Source organism: Variovorax sp. SRS16, from assembly GCF_901827165.1.
Classification (GTDB): Bacteria; Pseudomonadota; Gammaproteobacteria; order Burkholderiales; family Burkholderiaceae_C; genus Variovorax.
In genome coordinates this window covers 4,657,094-4,673,218 of record NZ_LR594666.1, presented here as the reverse complement: position 1 = coordinate 4,673,218, position 16,125 = coordinate 4,657,094, and the positions used below count along the sequence as shown (strand labels likewise).

The following is a 16,125-nucleotide window of genomic DNA, read 5'->3' as shown; positions in this document are numbered from 1 at the left end:
TGCGGCCGCCCTTCACTCGCCGGCCGAGAAGCGGTACTTGAGCTGGAAGCTGAGCGCGCCGTAGAGGCGGTTCTTGATGGTGGGCACGAAGGCGATGTTGAGCCCCCAGTGCTTGCCTTCGATGGCGGCGGTGGGAATCAGCGCCGGGAACCAGCCGCCGTTGAAGGCCTTCGGATAACCGTCGAAGGCGCCGACCGCCGCGCCCAGCTTCACGCCGTGGAACTCGAAGGGCATGACATAGAGCCCGACGTAGTGAGATCGCTGCCTGTCGCTGTTGCGGAACACGCCGGCGGTCAGCGAATAGGTCGAGTCGAGCGGCCATTCGATGCCGATGCCGGGGTTGCTGTCCTCCAGGCCCTGGTGGCGGTCGAAGTGGTAGGAATAGAGGCCGGCATTGATCCAGGCCTGACCGGGATCGAACTGCGCGAAGGCCAGGCCGGGCAGCAGGCCGAACCATGGCAGCAGCTGTCGAAGCTTCATGACCGGTCAGTCAGCGCAGCGCGAAGATCTGGCGCGCGGCTTCGATCGTGGCGGCGATGTCCTCGTCGCTGTGTGCCGCGCTCACGAAGCCGGCTTCGTAGAGGGCCGGTGCGATGTAGATGCCACGGTCCAGCAGGCCGTGGAAGAGCTGGTTGAACTTCGCGTTGTCGGTGGTCATGACGGTGGTGTAGTTCTGCGGCAGCGTGTCGAGCAGGAAGAAGCCGAACATGCCGCCCTCGCTGTCGGCGCAAAACGGCTGGCCTTCGGCGGCAGCGGCCGACTTCAGTCCGTCGACCAGCGTACGCGTCTTTCGTGACAGTGCATCGAAGAAACCCGGGCGGGCCACTTCCTTCAGCGTCGCGAGGCCGCAGGCCGTGGCCACCGGATTGCCGGACAGCGTGCCGGCCTGATAGACCGGACCCAGCGGCGCCAGCTGTTCCATGATCGCGCGCGGTCCGCCGAAGGCGGCCAGCGGCATGCCGCCGCCGATCACCTTGCCGAGCACCGTGAGATCGGGCGTGATGCCGAGCACGCCCTGGGCACCTTGCAGCCCGACGCGAAAGCCGGTCATGACTTCGTCGAACACCAGCAGCGCGCCATGCTGCGTGCAGAGCTCGCGGCAGCGCCTGGCGAAGGCGGCGCTTGCCCGCACGAAGTTCATGTTGCCGGCGATGGCCTCGATCATCAGGCAGGCGATCTCGTGGCCATGCAGCGCGAAGGCTTCTTCCAGCTGTGCGATGTTGTTGTACTCGAGCACGAGCGTGTGCTGCACGACTTCCGGCGGCACGCCGGCCGAGGTCGGATGGCCGAAGGTCGCGAGGCCCGAGCCGGCCTTGACCAGCAGCGCGTCCGCATGGCCGTGGTAGCAGCCTTCGAACTTGATGATGTACTTGCGGCCGGTGGCGCCGCGCGCCAGGCGCAGGGCGCTCATCGCGGCCTCCGTGCCGGAGCTCACGAGCCGCACCATCTCCATCGACGGCATCAGTGCGAGGATGGCCTCGGCGAGTTCGATCTCGCGCTCGGTCGGCGCGCCGAAGGAGAAGCCGTCGGTCACGGCACGCTGCACCGCCTCGACCACCGCGGGATGCCCGTGGCCCAGGATCATCGGACCCCACGAGCCGATGTAGTCGATGTAGCGCCGATCGCCGGCGTCCCAGAAGTACGCGCCCTGTGCCCGCTTCACGAAACGCGGCGTGCCGCCAACGGCCTTGAAGGCGCGCACCGGCGAGTTCACGCCACCGGGAATCACCGCGCGCGCGCGCTCGAAGAGAATGGAATTGGGATCAGTGTTCGACATCATGGTGTGAGATTACAGCGGCCGGCGAAACAAGGCCTGTTCGTGAAACACCGCGGAACCGGCTCGGCCGAGCCGCCGGTGTTGCCCCCGGTCAGGGGGAAGGCGAAGCGACACGAAGTGCGCGAAGCCTGGGGGCGAGTCAATGCCTCGTGTCGTGCGGCGGCAGCGCGAAGTCGGTCGGAGATGCGGGTTCGTCGTCGTCTTCGTCGTCCTCCGGCTGGGCCCAGAACAGGCGGTCGGGCAGCACATGGCCCATGCCCGGCCGGAAGCCGGCATCCAGGCAGCGGTCCATGTAGCTCAACGCTTCGCTCGTGGCCGCGACGAGATCGGTGCCGCTGGCCAGCAGTGCCGCGAGCGCGCCCGACAGCGTGTCGCCCGCGCCGGCGAAGATGGCGTCGAGTCGCTCGTACTTTTCGCTCGCGAGCACCGATTGCGGCGATGCGAGCACGTTGTCGATGAACTGGTCGGGCAGCATCAGCCCGGTGACGAGGGTGTAGGGCACGCCGAACTCGCCGGCCGCCTTGGCGATGTCGCGCGCACCCGGCGGGCGCTCGCCGCTCCAGTCGGGCAGCAGCCAGCGCCACAGCGTGCTGTGATTGCCCACCAGCACCGTGGTCTGCGGCAGCACCAGCTCGCGGAAGGCGTCGAGGTACGCCTCGATCTGGTTGTCTTCCCACCACGAGAGGTTGGGCATGTAGGCGACGACGGGCACTTCCGGATAGTCGGTGGCGGTCTCGGCCACCGTGCTGAGATTTTCCGGCGAGCCCACGAAGCCGACCTTGATGAGCTGCACCTCCACGTCCTCGAGAATCGTGCGCGCCTGCTCGGCGACGGCCTCTTCGTCGAAGGCGAAGTGGTCGAAGATCTCCGCCGTGTCGCGCGCATACGCGCCGGTCACGACCGGCAGCATGTGCGCGCCCACGGAGGCCATCGCCAGAGCGTCGCCGCCAAGGCCGCCGGCACCGCTCGGGTCGCTCGCATTGAAGACGAGCACGCAGGGCGGATTCGAATCGCTCTCGGCCTCGACTTCGTCGTTCGGGGGGTCGGTAAGATCGCTCACTTTGCGGTTGTGCTCTGGTGGTAATGGATAAGTTGTCATATGACTTCAGAGCTCAGCCGATGGTGGCATATCTGAGACGCTTGTCACGGGTTTGGGTGATACGTCTGGATACGATCGTTGCATTCTATGAACAGGGACTTTAAGCTGCGATGAATACGAAAACCTGGATGTGCCTGATTTGCGGGTGGATCTATGACGAGGCGGTCGGGGTACCGGAAGATGGTATTGCGCCGGGCACGGCGTGGGCGGACGTTCCGATGAACTGGACGTGTCCCGAATGCGGGGCGCGCAAAGAAGACTTCGAAATGGTAGAGATCTGAAGCATGGCATAGGGCCGCGCTTCCTGCGTCCTTGAAAGGGCACAGCGGTCGACAAGGTGTCACACGAGGAGCGGTGCGAATGAGCGCGAATGGATCCGGATACAAGGTGCTGGTCATCGACGACAGCAACACGATTCGGCGCAGCGCCGAAATCTTCCTCAAGCAAGGTGGCCATGAAGTCCTGCTGGCCGAGGACGGCTTCGACGCCTTGTCCAAGGTCAACGACCACAAGCCGCACCTCATTTTCTGTGACATCCTGATGCCGCGCCTCGACGGCTACCAGACCTGCGCGATCATCAAGCGCAATTCCCATTTTTCCAATGTCCCTGTCGTTATGCTGTCGTCCAAGGACGGCGTGTTCGACAAGGCGCGCGGCCGCATGGTCGGCTCGCAGGACTATCTCACCAAACCCTTCACCAAAGACCAACTGCTGAATGCCGTGCAGCAGTTCGGCATCGTTCAGCAGAAAGCGCAGTAATGCCGATTCATAAAGTGCTCGTGGTCGACGATTCCAAGACGGAACTGGTTTTCCTCACCGATCTGCTCCAGAAGAACGGTTTCTCGGTCAAGACCGCCGAGAACGCCGACGATGCGATGCGTCGCCTCGAGGAAGAGCAGCCCGACCTCATCCTGATGGATGTCGTGATGCCGGGACAGAACGGCTTCCAGCTCACGCGCTCGATCGCACGCAATCCGCAGTACGCGGCGGTGCCGATCATCATGTGCACCAGCAAGAACCAGGAGACCGATCGGGTCTGGGGCATGCGGCAGGGTGCGCGCGACTACATCGTCAAACCGGTCAATGCGACCGAGCTGATGGCGAAGATCAAAGCGCTCGCCTGAGGGCGCGCCGTCCATGGCCAACCGCGACGCCCTCCGCGCTTTCCAGTCCCGGCTTGCCAGCCGCCTGCAGGCGGCGCGCACGTCCGGGGTCGCCGCATCGTGGCTCGCCGTCGAGGCGGGCGATGCGAAGTACCTGTTCCCGCTCGGGCATGCGGGCGAGATCTTTCCCTGGACGCCGCCCCAGACCGTGCCCTACACCGAGCCATGGTTCCTCGGCGTCGCCAATCTGCGCGGCGGGCTGTACGGCGTGGTCGAGCTGTCGACCTTCGCTTCCGGCGCGGCATCGGCCACGGCGGCGAGCGAGGCCGCACGCTCGCAGTCACGGCTGGTCGCGCTCAACGAACTGCTCGAAGTCAACTGCGCATTGCTGATCGATCGGCTGGTCGGTTTGCGCAGCGTGGAGGCCTTCATCGCTTCGCACGCCCCGGACGCCGACGCGCCGGTCTGGCTCGGGCATTCGTACACCGATGCGGCGGGAGCGCGCTGGCAGGAAATCAACCTGCAGGCACTTTCGCAGCAATCCCAGTTCCTGAGTATCGGCGCCTGAGCGGATCGCTGGACACCGACCATTACCTGAAGGACCGACCGTGAGCTCGATCGCCGACAAGTTCAAGAAATTCCTGCCCCTGGGCGACGACAGCGCAACCCTGCGCGTCGACAGCACCGGAGCGCTCTCGCTGGACAATGTCGAAACCGTGCAATCGGCGGAGGAAAAAACTGTGCACATCCCGAGAGACCCGGCGCCCGTGTCCACCGTGCTGAACGCCGAAACGGTCGCGGCCGAACCTGCTGCGGATCCGGTCGCTGCCGAGCCGCCGATGGCGCAGGCGCATGGTGCCGTGCCGCCGAATGCCGCCAGCACGGCGCCCGCGCCGCGCTCGAATCCGGCGCGCCAGCAGCGCGTGCTCGCACTGGTGCTGGCTGCCGTCGTGCTGCTGCTGTTGCTCGTCGCCGGTTCCGCGATCCTGCGTGCCGAACGCCTTGCGCAGCAGGTGGCCGCGACCGGCCAGTCGCTCATGCAGTCGCAGCGTCTGGCCAAGTCGGTGTCGCAGGCATTGGTGGGCAATGTGCCCGCGTTCGCCGAGGTCAAGGACAGTGCCAGCGACCTGACGCGGCGCGTGCAGGGCCTGGCGAACGGCGACGAGTCGCTCAAGCTCGAACGCCTAGGCGACTACGACGCCGAGATGAGCAAGATCACGCCGCTGGTCGAACGTGCCGACAAGAGCGCCAAGGCGGTGCTCGCGCAGCAGCAGATCCTGACGCAGGTCGGCAGCGCGCTGCGCGACATCAATCGCCAGTCCTCCGACCTGCTCGAAATGACCCAGACCGTGGCCTCGTTGAAGATGCAGCAGAACGCCACCCTGCCGGAAATCTCCGCGGCAGGCCAGTTGGTGATGCTGACGCAGCGCATCGGCAAATCGGCCAACGAGTTCCTCACGGTCGAAGGCGTGAGCCCCGATGCGGTGTTCCTGCTCGGCAAGGACCTCAACACCTTCCAGGAAGTCACCCGCGGCCTGCTCGATGGCAGCACCCAGCAGCGGCTGCCCGGCTCGCGCGATCCGCAAACGCGCCAGCAGCTCGAAGCCATCCTCAAGACCTACGAACAGACGCGCACGCAGGCCGGCGCGATTCTGGGCAATCTGCAGGGCCTCGTGGCGGCGCGCGAAGCGCAGGCAGCGATCCTGGCCGACAGCGAGCCGCTGCGCCTGGCGCTGGGCGACCTGCAGGACAAGCTCTCGGCGCGCACCGGTCTCGGCGCCGGCACGGTGGTGATGCTGTTCGTGCTGTCGCTGGCCGCGCTGGCGCTGGCCGGCGCCATCGGCTACGTGCAGGTCCGCGAAGGCCGCGAACGCGCGCTCGCGGCCGAACACGAGCGGATCGAGGCCGAGCGCGCGAGCGACGACGCCAGCCGCATCAACGCGGCCAACCAGGCCGCGATTCTGCGGCTCATGAACGAACTGCAGACCGTGGCCGAAGGCGACCTGACCCAGGAAGCCACGGTGACCGAGGACATCACCGGCGCCATCGCCGACTCGGTGAACTACACGGTGGAAGAACTGCGCCTCCTGGTGGGCAACGTGCAGAACACGGCGACCCGGGTGGCGCAGACCACCTCGCAGGTCGAAAGCACCTCCACCGAACTGCTGGCCGCGTCGACCGAACAGCTGCGCGAAATCCGCGAGACGGGCCAGTCGGTGCTGACGATGGCCGAGCGAATCAACGGCGTGTCCTCGCAGGCGCAGGAATCGGCCACGGTGGCGCGTCAGTCGCTGCAGGCTGCTTCGTCCGGTTTGCAGGCGGTGCAGAACGCGATCGGCGGCATGAACTCGATCCGCGACCAGATCCAGGAAACCTCCAAGCGCATCAAGCGCCTGGGCGAATCGTCGCAGGAGATCGGTGAAATCACCGAGCTGATCTCGGACATCACCGAACAGACCAACGTGCTGGCGCTCAACGCCGCCATCCAGGCCGCCTCCGCCGGTGAAGCCGGCCGGGGCTTCTCGGTGGTGGCGGAAGAAGTGCAGCGGCTGGCCGAACGGTCGGCCGATGCCACGCGCCAGATCTCGGCGCTCGTGAAGGCCATTCAGACCGACACGCAGGATGCGGTCGGTGCCATGGAGCGCTCCACCCAGGGTGTGGTCGAAGGGGCCAAGCTGTCCGACAACGCGGGCACGGCGCTGTCCGAGATCGACCGCGTGTCGCGCCGGCTGGCCGAGCTGATCGAGCAGATCTCCCAATCCGCGTCGCGCGAAGCCGACTCGGCCAACGTGGTGGCGGCCAACATCCAGCACATCTTCGCCGTCACCGAGCAGACCGGCGACGGCACGCGCACCACCGCGCAGCAGGTGCGCGAGCTCTCGCACATGGCCGAGGAACTGCGCCAATCGGTGTCGCGCTTCAAGATCGCCTGAACGCCGAGCGCCGAACGTGTCGATCCAAAGCCCCGCCACCGCTCCCGCCGCCGGCCACTCACCGCCGACCGAAGATCTCGGCCCGCTGGCCTGGGTTCTCGGAGAAATCCAGAAGTCGCTCGACGGGGTCGGCAAATCGCTGCGGCGCTTCGCCCGCGAAGGCAGCAGCGCTGCGGAGGTCGATCTCACGCCGCTGCGCATGGCGCGGCAGCAGTTGCACCAGGCCGTCGGCGCGCTGCAGATGGTGGGCCACGCGGCACCCGCGATGGTGCTGGGCGCGATGGAGTTCGCGGTCCAGAACTTCATCACCGAACCGCTTCGCTGCACCGAGGCCGCCGTCCAGAAGATCGATCGGGCCGGCTTCGCCGTCACCGACTTCCTGAACGCGCTGCTGGCCGGCAAGGTCGTATCGTCCGTCGCCCTGTTCCCGCAGTACCGCGAGGTCCTCGAACTGGTCGGCAACGAGCGCGTCCACCCGGCCGATCTCTGGAGCATGCCGTGGCGCTGGGTCGAGATCAAACCGGCGCCGACGCAAACGGCACTGGTCTACGATCCGGCGGTCCGCTCCAAGCTGGACCGCGAGGTGCTCAAGGTCGTCAAGAGCGGCGACGATCATGCGGCCCGGCGGCTGCATGCGCTGTGCCTGGGCCTCGGCCGCGGCGCCTCGGCGCCGCGGGTCGCCAGCTTCTGGACCCTGGCGGCAGGCTTCTTCGAAGCCCTGGCGCTGGCGCTCATTCCCGCCGACGCGCACGTGAAGCGCGCGGGATCGCGCGTGCTGCTGCAGTACGCCACGCTGGCGCGCGGCGACAACACCGTCTCGGACCGCCTGGGCCAGGATCTGCTGTTCTTCTGCGCGCAGGCCGTGCCGGGTCCGCGCGACGAGGCCGCCACCCTGCGCGCGGTGCGCGTCGCCTGGGGCGTGGCCAACGAGCAGAGCGTCGACTACACGATCGAGCAGTTCGGCCGCTTCGATCCGCTGGTGCTCGCACAGGCGCGCAAGCGCATCGAGTCCGCGAAGGAAATGTGGTCCGCGCTGTCGGGCGGCGACGTGGCGCGCACGCGGCAGGTCGCCGACACTTTCGCCCAGCTCGGCGAATCGCTGCAGAAGCTGCATCCGGCGAGTGCGCCGATGGTGCAGGCGCTGAACAAGGCCGTCGATGCGTCGCTGCGCTCCGGCCAGCCGCCGGCGACCGAACTCGCGATGGAAGTCGCGACCTCGGTGCTCTATCTCGAGGCTGCCTTCGAGGATCTCGACCCCCACGACCGCCAGTTGACGGCCCGCACCGTGCAGCTCGCCGGCCGCATCGAGCGCGCACGCGGAGGCGGCCATTCCGAGCCGCTCGAGCCCTGGATGGAAGAGCTCTACCGCCGCGTGAGCGATCGCCAGACGATGGGCACCGTGGTCGGCGAATTGCGCAGCCACCTGAGCGAACTCGAGAAATCGCTCGACCAGTTCTTTCGCCGGCCGACGCAGAAGAACCTGCTGCAGGCCGTGCCGAGCCAGTTGCTGCAGATGCGCGGCGTGTTCTCGGTGCTCGGCCTCGACCAGGCGGCGCAGACCGTGCAGCACATGCGCGACGACATCGACCGCCTGCAGGCCGAAGAGGCCCCGGCCGATGAAACCGCTGCCTTCGACTCGCTCGGCAACAACCTCGGCGCGCTCGGTTTCCTGATCGACATGCTGAGCTATCAGCCCGCACTGGCCAAGCGCCTGTTCGTGTTCGATGCCGACACCGGCGAGCTCAAGCCGCTGATGGGCCGCCAGGGCGGCGAGAGCGGCGCGCCCGAAGCCGGCGCGGCCGTTGCGTTCGCATCGGGCTCCGGCACCGTGGCGGCGAGCGATACCGTGCTGAGCGTCGAGGAGGTCGATGCGCAGATCGCGGCCAAGCTGGCGGCGCTCGCCGCGCCGAGCCGCAAGGCGCCCGTCTCGCCGATCGAGGAATTCAGCCGCGCGACCGCCAGCTGGACCGCGAAGATCACCGGCCCCGCGCCGCTGGAGCCGCTGCCCTACACCGAGGTCACGGAGCTCGAAGAAGACGACCTGCAGAACATCTTCCTCGACGAGGCGCGCGAAGTGCTGCACAACGGCCTGGCCGCGGTGGCGGCGCTCGGCACGCGGCCGGACGACAACGGCGAGCTGACCGTGCTGCGCCGCGCGTTCCACACGCTCAAGGGCAGCTCGCGCATGGTCGGGCTGATGGATTTCGGCGAAGCGGCCTGGTCCTTCGAGCAGGTGCTCAACATCTGGCTCGCCGACCAGCGCCCCGCCACGCCGGAGCTGCTGGCGGGCACGCGCAAGGCGCTGGTGGATTTTGCGAAGTGGGTCGAAGCCGTGGCTTCCAACGAGCCGCACGGCTGGCAGTCCGCGCCCTTTTGCAGCATGGCGGAAGCCCTGCGCGCAGGCGAGCCGATCGCCGCGCCCGCGCGCGTCGCCGATGCCGATGCACTGGTTGCGGCCGCGCGCCACATTGCTGCCGAGGCCAGGGCCAGCGAGCCGGCGCCGCTCGAAATGCCTGCGGTGCCTCTGCTGCCGGAGCTGCCCGATCTCGAGCTGACGCCTGCCGTCTCCGAAGCGCCGGTCGAAGCCCGGTCGCCCGCGCCGGCGCCTGTGCCCGCCGAAGAGCCCTCGGATTGGCCGGACCTGCACGAACCCGTCCACGCCGAGTCCGCGCCGACGCCCAGCCAGGGCACGGCCCCCGAGTCCGACAATGATTTCGCGTCTAGCGATTTCCTCGACTTCGACGGCAAGCCGGTGCCGCGGCCGGAAGAGCCGCTGCCGCCGGCTTTCCTCGAAGAGATCGATTTCCTCGAGACCGCCCATTCATCGATCGAGCCGGCGTTGGCGCCTGCCGCGCCGAGCCGGCCGGTCATATTCACCGCCGAAGAGCCGGCGACGACGCCGGAGCACGAGCCGGAACCCGAGATCGCGCCGGCGCCGGCGGTCGTGCTCGAACACGCTCCGCTTCCCGAGGTCGTGCCGGAGCCGGAGCTGACGCCGCAACCCGCGCCCGCGGCCGCTGCGCCGGTGATCGAACCCCTCGTCGCCGACGCGCACCCGGCACCCGAACCCGCTGCCGTCGCATCGCAGCACGAAGAGATCGCCGAGCGCCCGGCCGCGCCGAGTGCCGAAGAGCAGGTCAAGGTGATCGGGCCCTTGCGCATCGGCATCGCGCTCTACAACGTCTACCTCAACGAAGCCGACGAGTGGTCGCGCCAACTGGCCAGCGAGGTCGGCGAATGGGCGCTCGAGTCGCACCAGCGCGTGTCCGACTCGACCGTCGGCCTGGCCCATTCGCTGGCCGGCAGTTCCGCCACCGTCGGCTTCCAGGGGCTGTCGGGCATGGCGCGCCTGTTCGAGGCGGCGCTGCAGCATCTGCACATGCAAGGCCGCGGCACGCCCGAACAGGGCGCGGTGCTGGTCGCGGCGGCCGGCGAATTGCGGCGCCTGCTGCATCAGTTTGCCGCCGGCTTCCTCAAGGAGCCGGCCGAAGAGACGCTGCAGGCGCTGCGCGATGTGGCGGCCTCGCCGATGCCCGTCGAGCGCTTCGGCGCGGCATCCGCACCGCCGCCGCTGTCGCGCGACGCGATGGCCGACGTGGCCCTCGACGACTCCGAGGACGCGATCGACCTGGCCGATGCGGTCGACGTCGACCTGTTTCCGATCTTCGAGGAAGAGGCCGCCGAACTGCTGCCCCGGCTCGGTGCCGCCTTGCGCGAATGGTCGCAGCATCCCGAAGGCAGCGCGCCGCGCGCCGCGACGCTGCGCACGCTGCACACGCTCAAGGGCAGCGCCCGTCTGGCCGGCGCGATGCGCCTGGGCGAGCGCGCGCACCGCATGGAGTCCGAGATCGAGGCCCTGGGCGCCGACAACGTCGACCGGGCATCGATCGAACATCTGCTGGGTCGTTTCGATGCCTTGCAGGCAACGTTCGATGCCCTGCGCGAGGCGGACGGCGCGGCCCAGGCGGAACAGGCGCAGCGCGCCGCCGCTGCGGCGCCGCCGTTGCCCGAGGTGGCCGCACCGACGCCTGATGCCGTCGCATCGATGGCCGGCGCCGAAGAGCCCGCCACCCCCGACGAGGCATCGGCCGTCGCGCGCGCCGCGATCGCGATGCCTTCGCCTTCCGCGCTGGCGCCGTTGCGCGCGATGTCGAGCCAGGCGGTGCGCATCCGCACCCACTTGCTCGACCGCCTCGTGACGCAGGTCGGCGAGGTGATCATCACGCGCTCGCGGCTCGAGGCCGAACTGGGCCAGCTGCGCGCCTCGCTCGGCGATCTGACCGGCAACCTGGACCGTCTGCGCCAGCAACTGCGCGACATCGAGGTCCAGGCCGAAAGCCAGATGCAATCGCGCCTCGCGCAGGCCAAGGATTCGCAGCAGGGCTTCGACCCGCTCGAGTTCGACCGCTTCACGCGCGTGCAGGAACTCACGCGCATGATGGCCGAGTCGGTCAACGACGTGGCGACCGTGCAGCGCACGCTGCAGAAGACGGTGCAGGCGACGGAAGACGACCTGAGCGCGCAGGCGCGCCAGACGCGCGAACTCCAGCGTGGGCTGCTGCGCACGCGCATGGTCGAATTCGAGGGCATCTCGGAACGGCTCTACCGCGTGGTGCGCCAGGCCTCGAAGGACACCGGCAAGCAGGTGCGCCTCGACATCACCGGCGGCTCGATCGAAATGGACCGCGGCGTGCTGGACCGCATGACGCCCGCCTTCGAACATCTGCTGCGCAATGGCGTCGCCCATGGCATCGAGGACGCGGCGGTGCGCGAGAAGGCCGGCAAGGATCCGAACGGCCTGATCGTGATCGAGCTGCACCACGAGGGCAACGACGTCTCGGTCAGCTTCCGCGACGACGGCGCCGGGCTCAACTACGAACGCATTGCGGCGCGGGCGCTGTCGCTCGGCCTGGTCACCGAAGGGCGCAAGCTTTCGCCCGAGGAAGCGGCCGAACTGATCTTCCAGCCCGGCTTCTCGACCGCAACACAGGTGTCCGAACTGGCCGGCCGCGGCATCGGCATGGACGTCGTGCGCGCCGACGTGGCGGCGCTCGGCGGCCGTATCGAGACCCACAGCCGCGACGGTCAAGGCACCATCTTCAAGCTCGTGCTGCCCTTGACCACGGCGGTGACGCACGTGGTCATGCTGCGCACGGGCGACACCTCCATCGGCGTGCCGTCCAACCTGGTCGAACTGGTCCAGCGCGCGAGTGCGTCCGATCTCGAATCGGCCTACCTCCATCGGCGCTATGCCTTCGCCGGCGAGCAGGTTCCGTTCTACTGGGCCGGCGCGCTGCTGCAGACCTCGTCGCGCAGCGAGCGTCCGACCGGCAAGGCCAACACGGTCGTCATCGTGCGAAGTGCCGCGCAGCGCGTGGCGCTGCATGTGGACGAAGTGCTGGGCAACCAGGAAGTCGTGGTCAAGAACCTCGGGCCGCAGCTGTCCCGGCTGCCGGGCATGGCGGGCATCTCGGTGCTGGCCTCGGGTGCGGTCGCGCTGATCTACAACCCGGTGGCGCTGGCAGCGGTGCACGGCGATCGGGCGCTCGCGCTCCAGGCGGCGAGCGGACCGCAGGACAGGGCGGCGCACGGCACGCCGGCCAGCCATGTGCCGAAGGCGGCGCCATTGGCGCCACAGGTTCCGCTGGTGCTGGTGGTGGACGACTCGATCACGGTGCGGCGCGTCACGCAACGCCTGCTGCAGCGCGAGGGCTATCGCGTGTCGCTGGCGGTCGATGGCCTGCAGGCACTCGAACGCCTGCAGCAGGAGCGTCCGGCCGTCGTCCTGTCCGACATCGAGATGCCGCGCATGGACGGCTTCGATCTGGCGCGCAACATCCGCGCCGACGCGTCGCTGGCCGACCTGCCGATCATCATGATCACCTCGCGCATCGCCGAGAAGCACCGCGACCATGCGCGCACCCTGGGCGTCAACCACTACCTCGGCAAGCCCTACTCGGAAGAGGAATTGCTGCGCCTCGTGCGCAGCTATGCAAAAGCCGAGGCGCCGGCGATGCTCAGCTGACCCCCAGGCTTGCCCACTTCGTGTGGCCGTCCACCCCCTTTCAGGGGGCGCTGCCTGCGGCCCGGCGAAGCCGGTTCCGCGGCCGCTCCCGAACAGGCCGACGCCACTTCGAGGCTCACTTCCTGACCACAGCGTAGCGCTGCAGGGTGCGCTCGCGCGCTTCGGCGTGGTCGACGATGGGGTTTGGATAGTTCTCGCCCAAAATCACGCCGGCCGCCTGCAGTTCGACCGGGCTGGCCGTCCACGGCGCATGGATCACCGCATCGGACAGCTTCGCCAGCTGCGGCAGGTAGCGGCGGATGAACTTACCCTCCGGGTCGAAGCGCTGGCTTTGCGTGACAGGATTGAAGATCCTGAAATAGGGCTGGGCATCGCAGCCGCTCGAGCTGGCCCATTGCCAGCCGCCGTTGTTGGACGACAGCTCGAAGTCGTTGAGGTGCTGGGCGAAATAGCGCTCGCCGCGCCGCCAGTCGAGACCCAGGTCCTTGCAGAGAAAGCTCGCGACCACCATGCGCAGCCGGTTGTGCATGTAGCCGCTCTGGTTGATCTGCGCCATCGCGGCGTCGACCAGCGGGTAGCCGGTCTCGCCCTTGCACCAGGCCTCGAACAGCAGGTCCGCGTGCTTGCCGTGGTGCCACTGGATCTTGTCGTACTCGGGGCGGAAGCTGTGCGACCCATCTTTGGACGCGACGTGCGGACGGTGGGCCAGGATCTGAAAGTAGAAATCGCGCCAGATCAGCTCGCCGAGCCAGCTGGCAGCGCCTTCGTCGCCGCGCTGCGCCAGCCGGTGCGCGGCGCCCGCGAGCTGGCGAATCGAGACGGTGCCGAAGCGCAGGTGCACGCTCAGGTAGCTCGGACCGCGCACCGCGGGGAAATCGCGCGCCGCCCGGTAGCGCTCGATGCGCTGCAGGAAGTCGTCGAACAGCGCCGCGCCACCCTGGCTGCCGGTCGGGATGTCGAGCTCGGCCAGATTGCTCTTCTCGAAGCCGAGGTCCGCGAGCGTCGGCACCGGTGCGTGGAATTTCTCGGGCACCGGGCCCAGCGCATCGGCATGGCCGCGCACGGGATAGGGCTTCAGGTAGAAATCGTCCACCTTGGCCAGCCAGGCCCGCTTGTAGGGCGTGAAGACGGTGTACGGCTGACCGGTCTGGGTCAGCACCTCGTCGCGCTCGAAGATGGCCTGGTCCTTGTACGCATGGAAGGCGATGCCTGCATTCGCAAGCGCGCCGAACACCTGGGCATCGCGCGCGATCGCCTCCGGCTCGTCGTCGCGGTTGGCGAACACCGCCTGCACCTCGAGCGCATGCGCCAGCTCGGCGATCTCGTCCTGCGCCACCGCGTGGCGCACCAGCAGCCCGCTGCCCAGCGCTTGCAGCTCGGCGTCGAGTTCCACCAGCGATTCGCGGATGAATTCGACCCGGCGGTCCACCCGCGGCAGCGGATCGAGGATGGCGCGGTCGAACACGAAAACGCAGACCACCTGCCGGCACTTGCGCAGCGCGTGGTAGAGCGCTGCGTTGTCGTCCACGCGCAGGTCGCGGCGAAACCACATCAGCCCCTTGGGATAGGTTTTGTCGACGGCCAGTAAAATCGGTGGCATGGCTTCCGATTCTGCCCCGATGAACCTCACGCATCACTTCCTGATCGCGATGCCGGGGATGGAGGACGCAGCCTTCAGCCGCAGCGTGGTCTACCTCTGCGAGCACAGCGAGCGCGGCGCGCTCGGCCTGGTGATCAACAAGCCCAGCGACATCAACCTCAAGGTGCTGTTCGAGAAGATCGAGCTGCACCTCTCGCGCCCCGAACTGGGCAGCGCGCCCGTGTTCCAGGGTGGCCCGGTTCAGACCGAGCGCGGCTTCGTGCTGCACGAGCCCGTGTTCGCGGACGGCGACAAGCCGAACGAATCCGTGTACGCCTCGACCATGACCATTCCCGGCGGCCTCGAGATGACCACCTCCAAGGACGTGCTGGAAGCCCTGGCCACCGGCGCCGGGCCGCGCAAGGTGCTGGTGTCTCTCGGCTACTCGGCCTGGGGCGAGGGGCAGCTCGAATCCGAACTCGCCGAGAACAGCTGGCTCACGGTGGCGGCCGATCTGGCGGTGATCTTCGACACGCCGATCGAGCAGCGCTACGACAAGGCGCTGTCTTTGCTGGGCTTGGAAGCATGGAAGCTTTCCCCGGACGCGGGGCACGCATGAGTGCTTTGGCAATGCCAGACCGCGCCGACCCTTCCGTTCCCGTTCCATCCCATTTCCAAAGCTTCCTGGCCTTCGACTACGGCCAGAAGCGCACCGGCGTCGCCAGCGGCAACCGGCTGCTCGGGACTGCGACGCCGCAGGCCACCATCCGGGCCGAAGGCGACGCGCGCTTCGCGCAGGTCGAGGCGCGCATCCGCGAATGGCAGCCCGATGCGCTGGTGGTCGGCGTTCCCTTCCATCCCGACGGCGCGCCGCACGACAACACCCGTGCGGCGCAGCGCTTCGCGCGGCAGCTGAAAGGGCGCTTTCGTCTTCCGGTCTACGAGGTCGACGAGCGCTACAGCACGACCGAGGCACTCGCCGCGGGCGCGCGCGATGCCGATGCCGCATCGGCCTGCATCATCCTGGAGCAGTTCTTGAGGAGCCTGCCGTGACATCCATCCCCGACGCCGAAGCGCTGTACATCGAGTTGCTGCGCGGCGTGAAACCCCTGATGCGCCGTGACACGCGGCTGGTCGGCATCACCTCCGGCGGTGCCTGGCTGGTCGAACGGCTGCAAAAGCAGCTCGGCCTCGACGGCCCGCCCGGCGTGATCTCCTCGGCCATGCACCGCGACGACTTCGCGCGCCGCGGCCTGTCCGCCAGCGCGCAGACCACGCTGCCCTTCGACGTCAACGGCGCCGACGTGCTGCTGCTCGACGACGTGCTCTACACCGGCCGCACGATCCGCGCGGTGCTCAACGAGCTGTTCGACTTCGGCCGGCCGGCCTGCGTGCGGCTGGCGGTGCTGGTCGATCGCGGCGGCCGCGAGCTGCCGGTGGCGGCCGACTTCGCGGCCACGAAGCTGGCCTTGCCCGATACGCAACTGCTTGCGCTGGCCCGCAGCGAGAGCGGCGCCTTCAGCTTCAAAGTGGAGGACAACATCTGATGCACCCCCACGCTCATCACTTCGTGTATTCGCTGCCCCCCGAGGGGGCGCAGGCCGCCCTT

At 68.1% G+C, this 16,125-nt stretch carries 13 protein-coding genes; 9 read left to right on the top strand and 4 right to left on the bottom strand.

Annotation, left to right across the window (positions count from 1 at the left end):
• Nucleotides 1-12: 12 nt before the first annotated feature.
• The 3 genes from E5P2_RS22610 to thiD form a co-directional block, all read right to left on the bottom strand.
• Nucleotides 13-480, bottom strand: coding sequence for a hypothetical protein (locus tag E5P2_RS22610; RefSeq protein ID WP_162569386.1), 468 nt, complete (start codon nt 478-480; stop codon nt 13-15).
• Between the two features lie 10 nt (nt 481-490).
• Nucleotides 491-1,780, bottom strand: a complete 1,290-nt coding sequence (hemL, locus tag E5P2_RS22605) for a glutamate-1-semialdehyde 2,1-aminomutase (RefSeq protein WP_174262690.1) — start codon at nt 1,778-1,780, stop codon at nt 491-493.
• Between the two features lie 136 nt (nt 1,781-1,916).
• Nucleotides 1,917-2,876 (bottom strand): bifunctional hydroxymethylpyrimidine kinase/phosphomethylpyrimidine kinase, encoded by a 960-nt coding sequence (gene thiD / locus E5P2_RS22600; protein WP_162569385.1) that lies wholly within the window; start codon nt 2,874-2,876, stop codon nt 1,917-1,919.
• Between the two features lie 110 nt (nt 2,877-2,986).
• Between thiD and E5P2_RS22595 the strand changes: the two genes are divergently transcribed.
• The 6 genes from E5P2_RS22595 (at nt 2,987) to E5P2_RS22570 (ending at nt 12,937) form a co-directional block, all read left to right on the top strand.
• Complete coding sequence (locus tag E5P2_RS22595; protein ID WP_093109554.1) at nt 2,987-3,157, top strand: rubredoxin; 171 nt, start codon at nt 2,987-2,989, stop codon at nt 3,155-3,157.
• 79 nt (nt 3,158-3,236) lie between these two features.
• Nucleotides 3,237-3,635 (top strand): response regulator, encoded by a 399-nt coding sequence (locus tag E5P2_RS22590; protein ID WP_162569384.1) that lies wholly within the window; start codon nt 3,237-3,239, stop codon nt 3,633-3,635.
• Nucleotides 3,635-4,000, top strand: a complete 366-nt coding sequence (locus E5P2_RS22585; RefSeq protein WP_162569383.1) for a response regulator transcription factor — start codon at nt 3,635-3,637, stop codon at nt 3,998-4,000. Before E5P2_RS22590 ends, E5P2_RS22585 begins: the two co-directional genes overlap by 1 nt.
• A 13-nt stretch (nt 4,001-4,013) precedes the next feature.
• Nucleotides 4,014-4,547, top strand: a complete 534-nt coding sequence (locus E5P2_RS22580) for a chemotaxis protein CheW (protein WP_162569382.1) — start codon at nt 4,014-4,016, stop codon at nt 4,545-4,547.
• A gap of 271 nt (nt 4,548-4,818) precedes the next feature.
• Complete coding sequence (locus E5P2_RS22575; RefSeq protein ID WP_443083561.1) at nt 4,819-6,912, top strand: methyl-accepting chemotaxis protein; 2,094 nt, start codon at nt 4,819-4,821, stop codon at nt 6,910-6,912.
• 16 nt (nt 6,913-6,928) lie between these two features.
• On the top strand, nt 6,929-12,937 hold the full coding sequence (locus tag E5P2_RS22570) for an Hpt domain-containing protein (RefSeq protein WP_162569380.1): 6,009 nt from the start codon (nt 6,929-6,931) through the stop codon (nt 12,935-12,937).
• Between the two features lie 115 nt (nt 12,938-13,052).
• Here E5P2_RS22570 and E5P2_RS22565 read toward each other — a convergent pair whose 3' ends face one another.
• The gene (locus tag E5P2_RS22565; RefSeq protein WP_162569379.1) at nt 13,053-14,537 is read right to left on the bottom strand and encodes a cryptochrome/photolyase family protein; all 1,485 of its coding nucleotides are present in this window, start codon (nt 14,535-14,537) and stop codon (nt 13,053-13,055) included.
• Here E5P2_RS22565 and E5P2_RS22560 point away from each other — a divergent pair.
• From E5P2_RS22560 to pyrR, 3 genes are read left to right on the top strand one after another with little or no spacing between them, the layout of a single operon-like run.
• Nucleotides 14,536-15,135 carry a YqgE/AlgH family protein gene (locus tag E5P2_RS22560; protein WP_162569378.1) on the top strand — a complete coding sequence of 200 codons (600 nt, stop codon included), beginning with the start codon at nt 14,536-14,538 and terminating at the stop codon, nt 15,133-15,135. The two genes, E5P2_RS22565 and E5P2_RS22560, sit on opposite strands and share 2 nt — an antisense overlap.
• 11 nt (nt 15,136-15,146) lie before the next feature.
• Nucleotides 15,147-15,569: a Holliday junction resolvase RuvX gene (gene ruvX / locus E5P2_RS22555; RefSeq protein WP_162569377.1), complete on the top strand. Its 423-nt coding sequence runs from the start codon at nt 15,147-15,149 to the stop codon at nt 15,567-15,569.
• Nucleotides 15,566-16,063: a bifunctional pyr operon transcriptional regulator/uracil phosphoribosyltransferase PyrR gene (pyrR, locus tag E5P2_RS22550; RefSeq protein ID WP_162569376.1), complete on the top strand. Its 498-nt coding sequence runs from the start codon at nt 15,566-15,568 to the stop codon at nt 16,061-16,063. The genes ruvX and pyrR overlap by 4 nt, the downstream gene beginning before the upstream one ends.
• Nucleotides 16,064-16,125 lie beyond the last annotated feature (62 nt).